This is a genomic window from Sphingomonas insulae (genome assembly GCF_010450875.1).
Classification (GTDB): domain Bacteria; phylum Pseudomonadota; class Alphaproteobacteria; order Sphingomonadales; family Sphingomonadaceae; genus Sphingomonas; species Sphingomonas insulae.
Genome location: NZ_CP048422.1, coordinates 365,001 through 381,408 on the forward strand (window position 1 = coordinate 365,001; position 16,408 = coordinate 381,408).

19 protein-coding genes (1 of these 19 running past the window's edge) are annotated in these 16,408 nt (G+C 67.8%); 9 read left to right on the forward strand and 10 right to left on the reverse strand.

Annotation, left to right across the window (positions count from 1 at the left end; translation table 11 throughout):
- Nucleotides 1–1,309: the 3' portion of a lipopolysaccharide biosynthesis protein gene (locus GTH33_RS03235; RefSeq protein ID WP_163957064.1), read on the forward strand. It extends 179 nt beyond the left edge of the window; only the last 1,309 of its 1,488 coding nucleotides appear in the window; its start codon lies beyond the left edge, outside the window; its stop codon occupies nt 1,307–1,309.
- A 19-nt stretch (nt 1,310–1,328) separates the two neighbouring features.
- Here the strand turns inward: GTH33_RS03235 and GTH33_RS03240 are convergent, their stop codons facing one another.
- A complete protein-coding gene (locus GTH33_RS03240) occupies nt 1,329–1,757 on the reverse strand; it encodes a CBS domain-containing protein (RefSeq protein WP_163957065.1) in 429 nt (142 codons plus the stop codon).
- Between the two features lie 87 nt (nt 1,758–1,844).
- On the opposite strand from GTH33_RS03240, the gene GTH33_RS03245 reads away from it, so the two are divergent.
- Nucleotides 1,845–2,126, forward strand: coding sequence for a hypothetical protein (locus GTH33_RS03245; protein WP_163957066.1), 282 nt, complete (start codon nt 1,845–1,847; stop codon nt 2,124–2,126).
- 76 nt (nt 2,127–2,202) lie between these two features.
- Here the strand turns inward: GTH33_RS03245 and GTH33_RS03250 are convergent, their stop codons facing one another.
- From GTH33_RS03250 to hisS, 4 genes are all read right to left on the reverse strand, one after another.
- The gene (locus tag GTH33_RS03250; protein ID WP_163957067.1) at nt 2,203–3,201 is read right to left on the reverse strand and encodes a DUF4167 domain-containing protein; all 999 of its coding nucleotides are present in this window, start codon (nt 3,199–3,201) and stop codon (nt 2,203–2,205) included.
- Between the two features lie 280 nt (nt 3,202–3,481).
- Nucleotides 3,482–4,306, reverse strand: a complete 825-nt coding sequence (gene prmC / locus GTH33_RS03255; protein WP_163957068.1) for a peptide chain release factor N(5)-glutamine methyltransferase — start codon at nt 4,304–4,306, stop codon at nt 3,482–3,484.
- Between the two features lie 358 nt (nt 4,307–4,664).
- Nucleotides 4,665–5,744 carry a peptide chain release factor 1 gene (prfA, locus tag GTH33_RS03260; RefSeq protein WP_163957069.1) on the reverse strand — a complete coding sequence of 360 codons (1,080 nt, stop codon included), beginning with the start codon at nt 5,742–5,744 and terminating at the stop codon, nt 4,665–4,667.
- Nucleotides 5,745–5,862: 118 nt separating this feature from the next.
- Nucleotides 5,863–7,107 carry a histidine--tRNA ligase gene (gene hisS / locus GTH33_RS03265; RefSeq protein WP_163957070.1) on the reverse strand — a complete coding sequence of 415 codons (1,245 nt, stop codon included), beginning with the start codon at nt 7,105–7,107 and terminating at the stop codon, nt 5,863–5,865.
- A gap of 49 nt (nt 7,108–7,156) precedes the next feature.
- Between hisS and GTH33_RS03270 the strand changes: the two genes are divergently transcribed.
- From GTH33_RS03270 to GTH33_RS03290, 5 genes are all read left to right on the forward strand, one after another.
- On the forward strand, nt 7,157–7,807 hold the full coding sequence (locus GTH33_RS03270) for a DUF1345 domain-containing protein (RefSeq protein WP_163957071.1): 651 nt from the start codon (nt 7,157–7,159) through the stop codon (nt 7,805–7,807).
- A gap of 65 nt (nt 7,808–7,872) precedes the next feature.
- The gene (locus GTH33_RS03275) at nt 7,873–9,789 is read left to right on the forward strand and encodes a M61 family metallopeptidase (RefSeq protein WP_163957072.1); all 1,917 of its coding nucleotides are present in this window, start codon (nt 7,873–7,875) and stop codon (nt 9,787–9,789) included.
- A 35-nt stretch (nt 9,790–9,824) separates the two neighbouring features.
- Nucleotides 9,825–10,406, forward strand: a complete 582-nt coding sequence (gene ppa, locus GTH33_RS03280) for an inorganic diphosphatase (RefSeq protein WP_163957073.1) — start codon at nt 9,825–9,827, stop codon at nt 10,404–10,406.
- A 22-nt stretch (nt 10,407–10,428) separates the two neighbouring features.
- Entirely contained in the window at nt 10,429–10,644 is a 216-nt protein-coding gene (locus GTH33_RS03285; protein ID WP_163957074.1) for a hypothetical protein, read from the forward strand.
- A gap of 45 nt (nt 10,645–10,689) precedes the next feature.
- Nucleotides 10,690–11,094 carry a putative 2OG-Fe(II) oxygenase gene (locus GTH33_RS03290; RefSeq protein WP_163957075.1) on the forward strand — a complete coding sequence of 135 codons (405 nt, stop codon included), beginning with the start codon at nt 10,690–10,692 and terminating at the stop codon, nt 11,092–11,094.
- Here the strand turns inward: GTH33_RS03290 and GTH33_RS03295 are convergent.
- From GTH33_RS03295 to ispG, 5 genes are read right to left on the reverse strand one after another with little or no spacing between them, the layout of a single operon-like run.
- Nucleotides 11,091–11,564, reverse strand: a complete 474-nt coding sequence (locus GTH33_RS03295; protein ID WP_163957076.1) for a GNAT family N-acetyltransferase — start codon at nt 11,562–11,564, stop codon at nt 11,091–11,093. The two genes, GTH33_RS03290 and GTH33_RS03295, sit on opposite strands and share 4 nt — an antisense overlap.
- Entirely contained in the window at nt 11,561–12,454 is an 894-nt protein-coding gene (locus GTH33_RS03300) for a DMT family transporter (RefSeq protein WP_163957077.1), read from the reverse strand. Before GTH33_RS03300 ends, GTH33_RS03295 begins: the two co-directional genes overlap by 4 nt.
- On the reverse strand, nt 12,451–12,837 hold the full coding sequence (locus tag GTH33_RS03305; RefSeq protein WP_163957078.1) for a type II toxin-antitoxin system VapC family toxin: 387 nt from the start codon (nt 12,835–12,837) through the stop codon (nt 12,451–12,453). Before GTH33_RS03305 ends, GTH33_RS03300 begins: the two co-directional genes overlap by 4 nt.
- Nucleotides 12,834–13,079, reverse strand: coding sequence for an AbrB/MazE/SpoVT family DNA-binding domain-containing protein (locus GTH33_RS03310; RefSeq protein ID WP_163957079.1), 246 nt, complete (start codon nt 13,077–13,079; stop codon nt 12,834–12,836). The genes GTH33_RS03305 and GTH33_RS03310 overlap by 4 nt, the downstream gene beginning before the upstream one ends.
- Nucleotides 13,080–13,115: 36 nt before the next feature.
- Nucleotides 13,116–14,258 (reverse strand): flavodoxin-dependent (E)-4-hydroxy-3-methylbut-2-enyl-diphosphate synthase, encoded by a 1,143-nt coding sequence (gene ispG, locus GTH33_RS03315; protein ID WP_163957080.1) that lies wholly within the window; start codon nt 14,256–14,258, stop codon nt 13,116–13,118.
- A gap of 64 nt (nt 14,259–14,322) precedes the next feature.
- Between ispG and GTH33_RS03320 the strand changes: the two genes are divergently transcribed.
- On the forward strand, nt 14,323–15,477 hold the full coding sequence (locus tag GTH33_RS03320; protein ID WP_163957081.1) for an acyltransferase family protein: 1,155 nt from the start codon (nt 14,323–14,325) through the stop codon (nt 15,475–15,477).
- Nucleotides 15,474–16,403: an isoaspartyl peptidase/L-asparaginase family protein gene (locus tag GTH33_RS03325; protein ID WP_163957082.1), complete on the forward strand. Its 930-nt coding sequence runs from the start codon at nt 15,474–15,476 to the stop codon at nt 16,401–16,403. The genes GTH33_RS03320 and GTH33_RS03325 overlap by 4 nt, the downstream gene beginning before the upstream one ends.
- Nucleotides 16,404–16,408 lie beyond the last annotated feature (5 nt).

Genomic DNA, 16,408 nt, shown 5'->3' on the forward strand with positions numbered 1-16,408 from the left:
CGTGGTCCTCGTCTTCCTGAACATGCTCAACGGCTATGGACTGGCAAGTGGCCTGATCCAGCGCGACGATGTGACGCGCCGACAGACGCGGCAGCTGTTCGGCATGCTCATCGCCGTCAACGCCCTGCTGGCACTCGGGCAGATCGCGATCGCACCGATCGCCGCCGCTTATTATCGCCAGCCCGAGGTTGCGCAGCTGCTGCGTGTCCAGGCACTCATCTATGTCATCACACCCTTCGCTGCGCTCCCGTATGCGCTGCTGAGCCGTGCGATGGAATTTCGACGGCAGGCGACGGCGAACATCGCAGCCTCGCTGGCCGGAGCGGCCGCCGCCCTTGGCGGAGCGCTGGCTGGCTGGGGGGTGTGGACGCTCGTCTGGGCGCCGATCGCGCTCTACGCCGTCCGCGCCGCCATACTGACCTGGGGCGCCCGATCGCTGATGTGGCCGAGCTTCGACTTTCGCGGTGCGGGGCATCTGGCCCGCTATGGCGGGATCATGGCGGCGGGACAGTTCTTCTGGTTTCTGCAAAGCCAGGTCGATGTCCTGATCGGCGGCCGATCGTTCGACGCGCACGCGCTGGGCATTTATACGACCGCGCTGTTCCTGGCGCAGATCTTCGTGTCGAAGGTCGTGCCGCCGCTGAACGAGGTCGCCTTCAGCGCCTATGCCCGCATCCAGCACGACGATGATGCGGTGGCGCGCGCTTTCGTGCAATCGGTGCGGATCATCATGCTGATGGCGATGCCCTTCTACCTCGGCCTTGCCGTGACCGCCGAACCGCTGGTGCTGACCGCGCTCGATGCGAAATGGGTCGAAGTGGCGCCGGTCGTGCGGCTGATCGCCCTCGCCATGCCGTTCATGACGGTACAGGTGCTGTATTCACCGGCCTGCGATGCACGGGGGCGCCCCGGGGTGAGCGCGCAAAACGGTGCGGTGGGGGCGTTGCTGCTCGGTGCTGCGTTTCTGATCGGCGTACGCTGGGGACCGATCGGCCTCGCGTGGAGTTGGGTCGCGGCCTATCCGCTATATCTGTTCGCATCGACATGGCGGGCATTGCCAGTGATCGGTGCCCGCAGGCGCGATCTGGCGCTGGCGATCATCCCGTCGGGAATCGCGGCGGTCGGCATGGCGATCGTCGTCATGATGGTCGATCACGCACTGCCGCCGCTGGCCGCGCCCATTCGGCTGGCGATCCTGGTCGCGGCCGGCGCGGTAACCTACGGGGCGTGGCTGGCGATGTTCGCGCGCGGTACGGTGCGCGAACTGATCGCCGTGATCCGCAAGCGCCCGGTGCCGATCGCCGCCTGAACCCCGGTACGCCGGAACGTCAGGTTTGCTGGATGTAATCGCGCATCGCCGCCGCATCGGCTTCGATCCGGTCGATCCGGTACTTCACCAGATCGCCGATCGAGACGAATCCGATCATCCGGCCGGCGTCCACCACCGGCAGGTGGCGAATGCGGCGGCGGGTCATCAGCGACAGGGCGCCGATCGCCGGTTCGTCGGTGCCGACGCTTTGCACCGGCTGGGTCATCACCTCCGCCACCGGACGGTCCAGTGCCCCGGGGCCGTGCGCAGCCAGGCAATAGACGACATCGCGTTCGGAAAAGATACCGACCACCGAATCGCCGTCGACCACCGGCACCGCACCGATGCGCCTGTCGGCGAGCAGCGTCACCGCCTGCCGCACCGTCGCATCGCGCGGCAGCGATACGACGTCACTACCCTTGCCCTTCAGAATCGCCGCGATCGTCATACATCATCTCCTCGGTCGCCCGGCTTCCTCCGCGGTGAAGACGGTGCGGGATTGAGCAGACCACGTTTGCAGGTCATTGGCAAAACCATGCGTGAAGCCCCGCCAGGATTGGACGACCCGGAGCAGGCGGCGCACGCCTGGCAGCGATTCCGCACGATCATGGCGTGGATGATCCTGGCGGCGGCCGTGTGCAGCGGGGGTGCGATCGTCGGGCTCGCCGGGGCATATGGACCGTTGCGGCTGGTGACGATGCTGGCGGTGATTGGCGGCGTCGGCGGATCGGTCGTCATGGCCGGCGCGCTGATGGGCCTGGTATTCCTGAGTTCCGGTACCGGACATGACGAGGACGTCGAGCGGCTGCACGACTGAGCGCGCTCCCCGGCACCCGGGCAAGAAAAAAGCCGGCCCCGCGAGGAGCCGGCTGTTCGTTTGGACGGGTGGCCGCTTATTCCGCCGGCGCTTCGGCGACCGGGGTGCGGACGGTACGGCGACGGCGGGGCTTGGGCGCCTCGCCATCGGCATCATTGGCCGCCGCGATGTTGAGCGACGGCGGCAGGCGATCGGCGTCGACGCCGTTGCTCTCCGGCGCAGCGACGGCCGATGGCATCGCCATCGCCTCGGTCGATGCAGGGGCACCGTCGACCTGCGCGTCGCGACGCGGGCGACCGCGGCGCGGCTTGGGCGCCAGCACCGGCGAATCCGCCTCGAGCACGGCTTCGGCGCGGTCGCGGAGCGATTCGCCCTCGTTCACCGGATCGGCGCGGCGCTGGCCGGCAACCTCTACCGGCTGCTGCTCGGCCATGTCCTGCCGCGGGCGGCGGACGCGATCCTCGCGCTGCGGGCGATCCTCGCGCGCGGCACGCTCTTCGCGCTGCGGGCGATCGTCGCGATTGCCGTTGCCGCGGTCTTCCCAGTTGCGGGCCTGGCGCTGCTCGCCGTCCTGGCGGTCGCGGCGCTGCGGGCGATCGTCGCGCGGCTGGTATTCGCGCTGCTGACCCTCGCGCTGCACCCCGTCGCGCTGGTTGTCGCGCTGGCCATGTTCGCGCTGGTTGTCGCGCAGACCCTCGCCGTCCTGCTCGCCGGCGCGGATCGGTTCGCCCTCGTCGCCGTAATCGTCGTCGTCGTTCAGGTCGAACGGCTGCTGGCGCTTGGGCTGGCTATTGTCCTCGAACCGGCCGCGCTGGTCCGCGAGGACCCGGAAATAATGGTCCGCGAACTGCAGGTAATATTCGGTATTGACCCGGTCACCCTGGCGCTGCGCCTCGCCCGCCAGGTTCTTGTACTTCTCGAACAGCTGGTTGGCATTGCCGCGCGCGCGGCTGTCGATGCGATTGCCGTTGTCCGGCCGACCCTGGCCACCCTGGCGTGGGCCGTTGCCACCGCCACCGTTATTGTTGCCGCCACGACCGCGACGACGGCCGTTCTGCTGCCGATTGTTGATCAAGCTACTGTCCCATGATCAGAGTGTATGCTGGTCCTCAAAACCAATTCGGCCACTACGGCCCTGCTCCCGATAAGCGGTGCAACCCTCCGGGTCGCGGCGTGCCGTAAGCGACGCTCGAGCCTGTCACGGCCACCGGGCTACAGCGGCAACATGACGAAGGATGCGGGTCATCACCCTGCGATCAACCACATTTTGCGTTGATAGTGCGTTCCCCGGCCCGACCAATAGCTGGCGGGAGACCGATCCTACAAGCGAAATATGAGGATCGCGTTCGCTTCTTTCAAGCCGATGGCTCCGGAGTGACCAGCAGGCACCGGTCGCGCCCGCCGAGGTCGCGATGCACGGCGCTGGCGAGCCCCCGTTCGGCGAACAGCGCGGAAACCGCGATCGCCTGGGTATGGCCGATCTCCACCGCCGCGCAGCCGCCAGGTGCGATCAGCCGCGGCAGCTGGTGTGCGAGGATACGATAATCGTCCAGACCATCGCTGCCGGCAAACAGCGCACCGGCGGGTTCGTGGACGCGCACCTCGTCGGGCAGCGTTTCGCCGGTCCCGATATAGGGCGGGTTGGCGAGCACGAGATCGAACCGCGCATCGATCGCCGTGCCCCAGTCCCCCAGCATGAAGGCGGCGCGGGCCGCCATGCCCAGCGCGGCGGCATTGATCGCGGCATAACCGAGCGCCGGCACGGACCGATCGACGCCCAGTCCGCGCGCCGGCCATTCGTCGAGCGCCGCCAGCAACAGCGTACCGGGGCCGGTGCCAAGGTCGAGGATCGTCGCGGGTGCCGCCGCGCCGAAATGCCCGGCGGCGGCGATCAGCAGCGTTTCGCTGTCGGGGCGCGGCACCAGCGCACCGGGGCCGACCGCGAGGTCGATCGTCCAGAATCCGCGACTGCCGGTGATGTAGGCGACCGGCTCGCGGCATTCGCGCCGCGCGACCAAGGCCGCGAACGACGCGGGAACGGGACGCTCCATGTCGAGCAACAGCGCGTTGCGGTCGATGCCGAGCGCGTGCGCCATCAGCAATTCGGCATCCAGCCGGGCGGTGTCCGAAAAGGCGAAACGCGCGGCCGCGTCGGCGAGGGCCGTGTAGACGGACGTCATGCCGCTCGAAAACGCCTTGGGATCACGCGAAGACGCGAAGACGCGAAGACGCTTTGGTGCGCGCGGAGGCTCGGCGGACGCGGAGGGTTGCACCCGGCGCAGCCGCTGTCCGTCTCATCGCCGATCCGGGTCAGGAAACCCGGATGTTCAGGCGGGCCATCCGCCCGGAACGACACACCTCCGCGCCCCCGCGCCTCCGCGTGAAACACCGGCTTCATCACTCTTCGCGTCTTCGCGCCTTCGCGTGAACCACCCTTGTCTGCAGGACGCCCGCCGCCCTCACGCGTTTCATCACGCCGCAGAGTGGCCCCCGGAACATGTCCGGAGTGACGGAGACGAAAGCGGCAGCCATCAGCCATCAGCCATCCAGCGCGGCCAGCCGCTCCGCTTCGTCCTCGGCGATCAGCGCGCCGATCAGTTCGTCCATCTCGCCCTGCATGATTTCCGGCAGGCGATGCAGCGTCAGGTTGATGCGATGATCGGTCACCCGCCCCTGCGGGAAATTGTAGGTGCGGATGCGCTCCGATCGATCGCCCGAACCGACCATCGCCTTGCGCGTCCCCGACCGTTCGCTCGCCAGCCGTTCGCGCTCCGCCTCGTACAGGCGGGTACGCAGGACCTTCAGCGCCTTCGCCTTGTTCTTGTGCTGCGACTTCTCGTCCTGCTGGATCACCACCAGCCCGGTGGGCAGGTGGGTAATCCGCACCGCGCTGTCGGTGGTGTTGACCGACTGGCCGCCGGGGCCGGACGAACGATAGACGTCGATGCGCAGGTCCCGCGCCTCGTCGATGCGCACGTCGACCTCCTCCGCCTCCGGCAGCACCGCGACGGTGGCGGCGGAGGTGTGGATGCGCCCGCCCGCCTCGGTCGCCGGCACGCGCTGGACGCGGTGGACGCCGGCCTCGAACTTCAGCTTCGCGAACACGCCGCTGCCGGTGACGCTGGCGACGACCTCCTTGAAGCCGCCCGCATCCGACGACGACCCGCTGATGAGTTCGACGCGCCAGCCCTGCCCCTCGGCATAGCGCTGGTACATGCGGAACAGGTCGCCGGCAAACAGCGCCGCCTCGTCGCCGCCGGTGCCGGCGCGAATTTCCAGCATCGCCGCGCGTTCGTCGGCGGCATCGCGGGGCAGCAGCGCGAGCGCGAGCCGGCGGTCGGCGGCGTCGAGCGCGGTGCGATTGTCGCGCAGCTCCTCCGCCGCCATCTGGCGCAGCTCTTCATCGCCGGTATCCTCGGCCATGTAGGCGAGGCTGTCCGCCTCCTGCCGCAACCGCCGCACCTCGCCCGCCGCCTGCGCGACGGGTTCCAGCTCGGCATATTCCTTCGACACCGCGACGAAGCGGTCGCTGGGCAGGTCGCCGGTCGCCATCAGCGCCTGCAACTCGTCGCGCCGCGCCTCGATCTGCGCGATCCGTTCGCGGGAGATGGACGTCATATACCCAACATCCCGTCATTCCCGCGCAGGCGGGAATCCAGACTGGCGAACGATGCGTCTCCGCGGCTGCCGTTGCGGCTATGGATCCCCGCCTTCGCGGGGATGATGATAGGGGGCATCATCGCTCTACGCCGTTCAGAAGGCCTTCGACCAATATCGACAGGTCCGTCGGCGTCGCGGCACGCGTATTGATAGCCGGAAGCCCCTCGCGATCCCGCGTAACCGAGGCGAGAACGCCCGCGTTGATCTTCATCGCCTTGTCGAAACGCTTGCGCGGCGAACCGGTGGCGATCAGGTCAGCGGAAACACCCGCGTTGCGAAGAGCCTTGAGCGCCCGAAATGCGAGGCCAGCCAATCGGTCGTCTTCCAGTGCCATGATGACCTGGGGCGTTTCCGCCGCCGGCTCCTCCAGCAACATTGCCAGCCGCTCGATGCCCGCCGCCCAGCCGACGCCCGCGGTCGGCGCGCCGCCCAGCGACTCCACCAGCCCGTCATAGCGCCCGCCGGCCAGCACCGTACCCTGCGCACCCAGCCGGTCGGTGACGAACTCGAACGCGGTATGCCGGTAGTAATCCAGCCCGCGCACCAGACGCGCGTTGCGGGTCCACGCGACCCCCGCGGCATCCAGCCCGGCGGTCACCGCGTCGAAGAACGCCCGCGCCTCCGGCGTCAGATAGGCATCGATATCCGGCGCGGCGTCCGCGATCGGACGGTCGCGCGGGTCCTTCGAATCGAGGATGCGCATCGGGTTCTTCTCGAGCCGGGTCAGGCTATCCTCGGACAATTCCCCGCGATGCGCCTCGAAATGCGCCACCAGCCCGGCGCGCCACGCCTCGCGCGTTTCCGCATCGCCCAGCGTGTTGAGCTGCAACGTCACCCCGTCCGCGATGCCCAGTTCGCGCAGCAGTTGGTCGGCCATCACCAGCAGCTCGACGTCCGCCGCCGGCTCGGGCGCGCCAAGTATCTCGGCGTCGATCTGGTGGAACTGGCGATAGCGGCCCTTCTGCGGGCGTTCGTAGCGGAATACCGCACCGCTGGTCGCGACCTTCAGCGGCGCATATTGCTGCCACCCCTCGGTCAGGAACGCGCGCGCGATCCCTGCGGTGAATTCCGGGCGCAGGGTGAGCGAATCGCCGCCGCGGTCGGGAAAGGTGTACATCTCCTTCGATACGACGTCGGTCGTCTCGCCGATCGATCGGGCGAAGACCTCGGTCGCCTCGAACACGGGCAGGTCGGCGCGGCCGAAGCAATAGAGCCGGCGCACGCGCTCGAACGTGTCGATCACATGGGCGAACCGGCGCTGTTCCTCGCCAAAGATGTCCTGGGTTCCGCGCACCCGGCGCGGCGTTTCGATACGGGCCATATGGTGGGCGTATCTAGGCGAGGGCGGGCGGAAGCGCTAGCACCTCGGCATGACCGCTTCGCAACGTTATTGGGGGATCGGCAGCCGGATCGCACCGCCGCGCTTCGCGCTGTTCGCGGCGCTGTTCGCCGGCGGCCTCGCGGGCTTCATCCCGGCGCTCGGCGCGGGGCGCGGTACGATGGCGGCGTTCGACCTGGCCGCCGCTGTGTTCCTCGCCTCGCTGGCGACGCTGTTCCGCCATGGCGAGGCGGCCCGGATGCGGCGGGCGGCGCGCGACAACGACGCCAACCGCGCGCTGCTGCTGGCGATCACGGCCGCGACGATGATCGTCATCCTGGTTGCGGTGGCGGGCGAACTGAAGGGGCGCAACGATGCCGCCGCCATCGCGCTGGTGATCGCCACGCTGGTGCTCGCCTGGCTGTTTTCCAATATGGTCTATGCGCTGCATTATGCGCATCTGTTCTATCTGGCGAACGACGACGGCAAGGATGCGGGCGGGCTGGAATTTCCCAATTGCGACCAGCCCGACTATTGGGACTTCCTGTATTTCAGCGCGACGTTGGGCATGACGTTCCAGACGTCGGACGTGTCGATCACCGACCGCCGGATCCGCCGCGTGGTGCTTGGCCACAGCCTGGCCGCCTTCGTCTTCAACCTTGGCGTGCTTGCATTCACGATCAACGTGTTGGGTGGCGGCTAAAGGGGTGGACGGCTGACCTTTCCGAAGCTTACACCGGCGGGATCGTTTATTGCCGAAGGCCCGTCATGATCCGCACGCCCGCCGCCGCATTCCTCCTCGCCTCCGTCGCCATGCCGGCACTCGCGCAGGTTCCCGCCGGGAACAGCGCGCCGCAACCGGTGCCGTTCGTCGACACCATTCCGGCGGCGCGGGACATTCCCTATCCCGGCACGCTGAAGCTGGACGTGGACGCGACCGATACGGAGCGCGGCATCTTCCGCGTCCGCGAATCCATTCCGGTCGCCAAATCGGGGCCGATGGCGCTGCTGTTCCCCAAGTGGCTGCCCGGCGCGCACAGCCCGCGCGGCGAGATCGAAAAGCTCGCCGGCCTGGTCATCCGCGGCAACGGCCGTATCCTGCCGTGGACGCGCGATCCGGTCGACGTCTTCGCCTTTCACATCGACGTACCGGCGGGCGTGAAGACGCTGGAGGCCGAATTCCAGTTCATCTCGGCGACCAAGCCGGATCAGGGCCGCATCGCGGTCACCCCCAACCTCATCAGCCTTCAGCCGAATTCGGTCAGCCTGTACCCGGCCGGCTATTTCACCCGCCAGATCCCGGTGCAGATGACGGTGAAGTTTCCCACCGGCTGGACCGCGGCGGGGGCCGTGCCGGCCAAGGCCGTCGGGTCGACCTACACCTACGACAAGACCAATTACGAAATCCTGGTGGATTCGCCGGTGCTCGCCGGCCGCTATGGCAAGGTGTGGCCGCTGTCCCCGCGCGTCGACCTTAACGTGTTCGCGGATTCCCCGGACCAGCTTGCCGCTAGGCCCGAACAGATCGACGCGCACAAGCGCCTGGTCGAACAGGCCGCAAGGACGTTCGGCGCGCAGCATTACGATCACTACGAATTCCTGCTGTCGATCTCCGACCAGCTCGGCGGCATCGGGCTGGAACATCATCGCAGTTCGGAAAACGGCGTGCGGCCCGGCTATTTCACCGAATGGGATGCGGGCCCGGGCAGCCGCAACCTGCTGCCGCATGAATTCACCCACAGCTGGGACGGCAAGTTCCGTCGCGGCGCCGACCTGTGGACGCCCGACTATCGCACGCCGATGCGCGGATCGTTGTTGTGGGTGTATGAAGGGCAGACGCAATTCTGGGGCTACGTGCTGCAGGCGCGATCCGGCCTCGTCAGCAAGCAGGACACGCTCGATGCCTATGCCGGGATCGCCGGCACCTATGATCTGGCGCCCGCACGCCAGTGGCGCAGCCTGGTCGACACGACCAACGATCCCGTCATCTCGTCGCGCAAGCCCAAGGGCTGGACCAGCTGGCAGCGCAGCGAGGATTATTACAACGAAGGCCTGATGATCTGGATGGAGGTCGACGCGATGCTCCGCCAGAAGTCGGGCGGGACCAGGTCGATCGATGATTTCGCCAAGGCGTTCTTCGGCATCCGCGACGGCGACTGGGGTGAGGTGACCTACACGTTCGACGACGTCGCCGCGACGCTGAATGGTATCGTCCCCTACGACTGGGCCGGTTTCCTCAAGACGCGGATCACCGAGACGGGCCAGCCGGCGCCGGTCAACGGCTTCGCGATGAACGGCTACAAGCTGATCTATACCGCCGAGCCGACCAAATACTTCACCAACGCCGAAAAGACCGGCCCGACCAACCTCAATTATTCGATCGGCCTGTCGATCGGCAAGGACGGTGAGATCAGCGCGGTGATCTGGGACAGCCCGGCGTTCAAGGCGGGACTGGATGTCGGCACCATCGTGCAGGCAGTGAACGGCGTCGGCTATAGCGGCGATGTCATGAAGGCGGCGATCGTCGCGGCACAGACCGCCAAGGATCCGATCCGACTGTTGGTCAAGAACGGAACACGGTATCGCGAAGTCGCCATCGACTATCATGGCGGCCCCCGCTATCCGCGCCTGCAGAAGATTGGCACCGGTGACACCGGCCTCGACAAGCTTCTGATGCCCCGCTGAGGGGCAGCATCGCAACAAGATTACAAGGGACTGCAATGCGTATCGATCTGATCCCGGTCGGCAAGAGCCCGCCCGACGACCTTAACGTCATCATCGAGGTGCCGACCGGTGGCGAGCCGGTGAAGTATGAGTTCGACAAGGCGAGCGGCGCATTGTTCGTCGACCGCATCCTGCACACGCCGATGCGCTATCCGGCGAATTACGGCTTCGTGCCGCACACGCTCTCGCCGGACGGCGATCCGCTCGATGCGCTGGTGATCGCGCGCTCGCCCTTCATCCCCGGCTGCGTCGTGCGCGCTCGTCCGATCGCGGTGCTCAACCTCGAGGACGAGGCCGGCGGCGACGAAAAGCTCGTCTGCGTTCCCGTCGACGAGGTGTTCCCTTATTATTCCAATGTCGACGGCCGTGCCGACGTTCCCGAGATCGTGTTCGAGCAGATCGAACACTTCTTCACCCACTACAAGGACCTCGAAAAGAAGAAGTGGGTTCGGGTCGGCGTCTGGGGCGATCGTGACGAGGCGCGTCGCATCACGCGCGAGGCGATCGAGCGCTATGACGCTGCCAAGGCGCAGGGCGAAGAGCCGCACAATCACGACGTTCCCGGTCGCGAAGACTGATCGGACGGGCGGGGAGCGGACCATGACGCACCCTCCCCGCCCTGCGACCGATGCGCTGCGCATTCGCGCGGCGCAGATCGGCATGTTCGAAACGCCGATCCTGCACGGACAGGTCACCGACGCCGCCGCGCTCAATGCGGCGCTGCGGACGACGATTCTCTCACAGGCCGATGCGGCTCCCAGTCTCAACCGGTCCAACGTCGGCGGCTGGCATAGCGCGAACGACATGCTCGCCTAGGGCGCCCCGGCGGCGGTCCAGCTGTCCGACCTTGCCATCCGCACCATGCGGCGGCTGTCGCATTTCGAGGGCCGCGACCCCGCGAGCGTCGCATGGACGGTCAGGATGTGGGCCAACATCTCGCCCGCCGGTGCGCTGAACATGAGCCACGCGCACCCCGGCGTGCTGTGGGCGGCTGTCTATTATGTCGACATGGGCGATCCGCCTGCCGGCGAGGACGCCGGCGGCGAACTGTTCTTCGAAGACCCGCGCTTTCCCTTGCCACTGATGCGGCTGCCGGGATTTCGCCTGCTCGGGATCGATGGCCAGCCCCAGCCTGTGGAACGCCGCCTGCCGACCGCCGCCGGCGATCTGGTGGTCTTCCCCGCCTGGGTGCGCCACGGCGTTCGCCCGCATAAGGGTGCCCGCGATCGTATATCGGTCGCGATGAACATCGACGTGAAGGCCTAACCCGATACGGCGAGCCGTCGTAGCGCATCGCCCGTCACCCGCTGCACCGTCCAATCCTCCATGCCGACCGCGCCCATCGATCGATAGAAAGCGATCGCATCGGCGTTCCAGTCGAGCACCGACCATTCGAACCGCGCGCAGCCACGCTCGACCGCGATGGCGGCCAGATGGCGCAAAAGGGCCGTGCCGACGCCCTTTCCCCGCGCGGCCGGGGTGACGTACAGATCCTCGAGATACAGGCCGCGGCGCCCGGTCCAGGTCGAGAAATTGTGGAAGAACAGCGCGAACCCGAGCGGTCCGCTCGCATCCTCGGCGATTACCGCCTCCGCCGCGGGCGCAGGGCCGAACAGGGCATCGGCCAGCATCGCCTCGCTCGCCTCGACCGCATCCGGCTCCCGCTCGAACGTAGCGAGATCCCGGACGAAGTCGAGGATGATGGCGACATCGTCGGGCGTGGCAGGGCGGATCATAAGGCTGCTTCCGTTTGCGGACCAGGCGAGGGGCCGCGGATCGCGACCAGGCACCCCGCGATGATGAGACATGCACCTGCCACCGTATAGGGCGAGACTCGCTCGTCGAAGACCAGCCAGCCCAGCAGCGCCGACCAGACGAAGGCGGTATATTCCACCGGCGCCAGCACCTGCGCCTCGGCACGGGCATAGGCCCAGGCGAGCGCCACGGCGGAGATCGATCCGAGCAGCGCCGCCACGCCGATCGAAGGCAGCTGCGACGCGGACGGCCACGCCCCGAACCGTGGCGCCGCCAGCAGCAACAGGCCGCTCAGCACGACACTGGTGAACAGCGCTACCTCCAGCGGATCGGCGGCCTGCGCCTGCCGCCGCAGCAGGATCAGGCTGCCCGCATAGAGCACCGACGCGGCGAGGATGGCGAGGCTGCCGAGCACCATATCCCCGGATGCGCGTGCCTGCACCTGCCCCGCGGCGATCGCCAGCACGCCAAGGCTGGCGACCAGCGAGCCGCCGATCGCCGCGCGCCGGATCCGCTCGCCCAGCGTCAAGGCGGCGAGGAACAGCGCGATCAGCGGCGCGAGGAAGGTCAGCGCGACGCCCTGTGCCATCGGCACGCGCACGAGGCCCCAGAAGAACAGCACTACCGACGCTCCGCCGGTCGCACCACGGGCGAGATGCAGCCGGAGTGCCGCCGCGGTCGGCCATGGCCTCCGACGGGCGAGATAGACCGGCGCCAGCAGCGCGACGCCGGCGAGCGATCGCCACAGCACGGCGGCATAGGCCCCGCTGGCGATCGACAGCCCCTTCATGATGGCATCCATCGCCGAATAGACGGCGATCCCGCCCGCGGCGACGCCGAAGGCCCGGATGGCGGTGGCATGTCGCGTCATCGGATCAGGTGGACGTCGATACCCAGCGCAGGATCGATATCTGCCAGCCGCCGGTCACCCGTGTAGACCGGCAGACCCAGGGTCGACGCCAGCGCCAGGCAGGCGCGATCGCCCAACGATGCCCCTTGCTGGCGGGTCGGTTCGCGCAATCTGGCGGCTTCGATGGCGAACGGCAGGTCGAATCCGACGATGTCGATTTCGTAGGCATCCAGTATCGTCATGACGTCGGCAGGACATGCGCCGCGTTCGACGCCGCGCGCGCAGCATTCGGAGATGTTGACCGCGGACATACGACTGCCGCGGATGATTTGCATGACGACGTCCGCCCCCGGCTCGCCCAGCATCAGCGCCATGACGGCCGACGCATCGACGACCGCCGTCATTCCTCGCCCCAGTCCGCTCGCCGTTCGTTCAGGAACGTATCGACGGTGTAATCGTCGCCGAAGATGGCGCGCGCTTTCTGCTGCGATGCGCGCACCGCCTGTTCGAAGGTCATGAAGCGGACGGCACCGCTGTCGGTGCGCTCGACCACCAGCGTATCGCCGTCCTTGATGCCCAGCTCGCGGCGGATTTCGGCGGGGATCACCACTTTCCCACCAGCGATGACTTTGGCATGATAGGTCATGTCAGCTCCCTCAGGACCTGACACGTACCACAGGACCTATTCCGCCGCCACCGCCTGCGGTCCCGCCGCATCCGCGGCCTCGTCCGCCGTCTCGATCTCGGCCGCCTTGGCCTCGACCAGCCTGACGATGTGGTCGACCATGTCGGCGTCCTGGACATGATGGTCGGTGACGCCGGACAGATAGACCATGTGCTTGCCGTTGCCGCCGCCGGTGATGCCGATGTCGGTCTCGCGCGCTTCGCCGGGACCGTTGACGACGCAGCCCAGCACCGACAGGCTCATCGGCGTGCGGATATGCTGGAGCCGCTCCTCCAGCGCCTGCACAGTGCGGATGACGTCGAAGCCCTGTCGTGCGCAGCTGGGGCAACTGACCACGCGGACCCCGCGGTTACGGATGCCCAGCGCCTTCAGGATTTCGAAGCCGACGCGCACCTCGTCCTCCGGTTCCGCCGACAGCGAGACGCGGATCGTGTCACCGATACCGAACCACAACAGGCTGCCGATGCCGATGGAGGATTTCACCGTGCCGCCGACGAACCCGCCCGCCTCGGTGATGCCGAGATGTAGCGGGCAGTCCACCGCCTCGGCCAGCTGCTGGTAGGCGGCGACCGCCAGGAACAGGTCGGATGCCTTCACCGCGACCTTATATTCGTGGAAATCATGATCCTGCAGCAACTTGATATGGTCGAGCGCCGATTCGACCAGGGCGTCCGGACACGGTTCGCCATATTTCTCCAGCAGGTCCTTCTCCAGACTGCCGCCGTTGACGCCGATGCGGATCGAACAGCCGTTGGCCTTGGCGGCGCGCACGACTTCGGCGACCCGCTGCGACGATCCGATATTGCCGGGGTTGATGCGCAGGCATGCGGCGCCCGCGTCGGCCGCTTCCAGCGCGCGCTTGTAATGGAAATGGATGTCGGCGACGATCGGCACCCGGCTGCCGCGGACGATCTGCTTCAGCGCCGCGGTCGATTCGACGTCGGGGCAGGATACGCGGATGATGTCGACGCCGGCCTCTTCGCAGCGGCGGATCTGGTCCAGCGTCGCGCGGATATCCGGCGTCGGCGTGTTGGTCATCGTCTGCACGGTGACCGGGGCGTCGCCACCCACGGGAACGTTGCCGACCATGATCTGGCGGCTCGGACGGCGGACGATATCGCGCCACGGACGTAAGGACATGCCCCCTATATACAGCAGCCGGGTTGCGGTTCAAAGTCGGTGGTGTAGGGCGACAGACGCTTTCATGTCGCGCGTACCGATCCCCCGCCACTACGGCCTCGACTGGCTGCGCGTCGCCGCCTTTGCGATCCTGATCGTCTATCATGTCGGCATGGTCTTCGTGCCCTGGGGCTTCCATGCGAAGAGCCCGCATGGCGCGGACTGGGTGGTGCTGCCGATGCTGGCGGTGAATGCCTGGCGATTAAGCCTGTTGTTCGTCGTATCCGGTTATGCGAGCCGCGCATTGCTGACCCGCGCGCCGGGGGTCGGCCACTTCGTCCGGCAGCGGACGCTGCGTCTGTTGGTCCCGCTGGCATTCGGTGTCACGGTGATGGTCCCGCCGCAATCCTGGGTCGAGCTGGTGACACAGCACGGCTATACGGGTGGTTTCGCGACGTTCTGGACGCGCGATTACTTCCGCTTCGGCGCGCTCGGCGGCATCGTGCTGCCTGCGCTCAACCATCTGTGGTTCGTGCTGTACCTGTGGCTCTACACGCTGGTGCTGGGGCTCGCCGTGCTGGCGATCCGCTGGCAGCGGGCGCAGGCGCTGTTCGATCGCACCTTCGCCGGCATCGGCCTGCTGGTCCTGCCCGCCGCATGGCTGGTCTGCATCCACGCATGGTGGTTTCCGATGGGCTATGAGACGCACGATCCGACCCATGACGTGATGGCGCACCTCAGTTACCTGCCGGCGTTCCTGTTCGGTTTCGCGCTGGCGGGATCGGCGCCGGTCCTCGCCGCCTGCGTCCGCTGGCGCTGGCCGGGCGCGGCGATGGGCATCGCCGGCTATGGCTTCATCCTGGCGGTGGAGCTGGGGCTGGACGGCAATGCACCGCGCTGGGTCTATCCCCTCTACGGCGCGGCGCATGCGATCCAGCAATGGGGCACGATCGTCGCCCTGGTCGGGTTCGCCGAACGCCACTGGAACCGCGACGCGCCGGTACGGCATATCCTGACCGAGGCGGTGTTTCCTTTCTACCTCGTCCACCAGACGATCATCGTCATCGTCGCCTATCGGCTGATCCCCGCCAACCTTGCCGGCGGCGCCGAGTTTGCGATCCTGGTCACGGCGACCGTCGCCGGCTGCTGGGCCTTCTATCTGGCCGGCCGGCGGATCGCCGTGCTGCGGCCGCTGATCGGCCTTCGCCCCCTTCCCCATTCCGCAAAGGCTGCATCATGACCCGCAATTCCGACTGGTCGCTGGTGATCCACGGCGGCGCCGGATCGATCGAGCGCCACCGCCTGACAGAGGCGCAGGACCGCGGTGCCCGTGCGGCGCTGGCGCTGGCGCTCGATACCGGCACGGCCATCCTCGCCGACGGCGGCACGGCCCTCGACGCGGTCGAGGCGGCGGTGCGCGTGCTCGAGGAAGACCCGCATTTCAACGCCGGCCGCGGCGCCGCCTTTGCGCGCGACGGCAGCATCGAATTGGACGCGGCGATCATGGACGGGCGCACGCGCGCCGCCGGCTCGGTTGCCGGGATCACGACGACGCGATCGCCGGTCGGCCTTGCGCGGCGGGTGATGGAGGCGAGCCCGCACGTCCTGTTGAGCGGCGCCGGTGCCGAATGCTTCGCGCGCGAACAGGGGCTTGCCGAGGCGGAGCCGGGCTGGTTCGAGACAGCGGAACGGCGGCGGCAGCTCGACGAACTGCTCAGCCGCAATGCCGACGCCTTCGACGTGGACATGAAATACGGCACCGTCGGCGCGGTGGCGCGCGACCGTGCCGGGCACCTCGCCGCCGCCACCTCGACCGGCGGCGTGACGGGCAAGCGCTGGGGCCGGATCGGCGATTCGCCGTTGATCGGCGCGGGTACGCACGCCGACGACCGGTCCAGCGCGGTGTCGTGCACCGGGTCCGGCGAGTTCTTCATCCGTGTCGGTGTGGGGCATGAGATTGCCGCGCGCATCCGCCTGCTCGGCGACACGCCGCAGGCCGCCGCCGATGCGGTGATGGCGGAGGTGCGCGCGCTGGGCGGTACCGGCGGCGTGATCGTCACCGCGCCCGATGGCGCGGCGGTGTGGAGCTTCACCACGCCCGGCATGTACCGCGCCCGCGCGACCGCGGCGGGGCTGCGCGAAGTGGCGATCTATGGCGAGGAATGACGGGC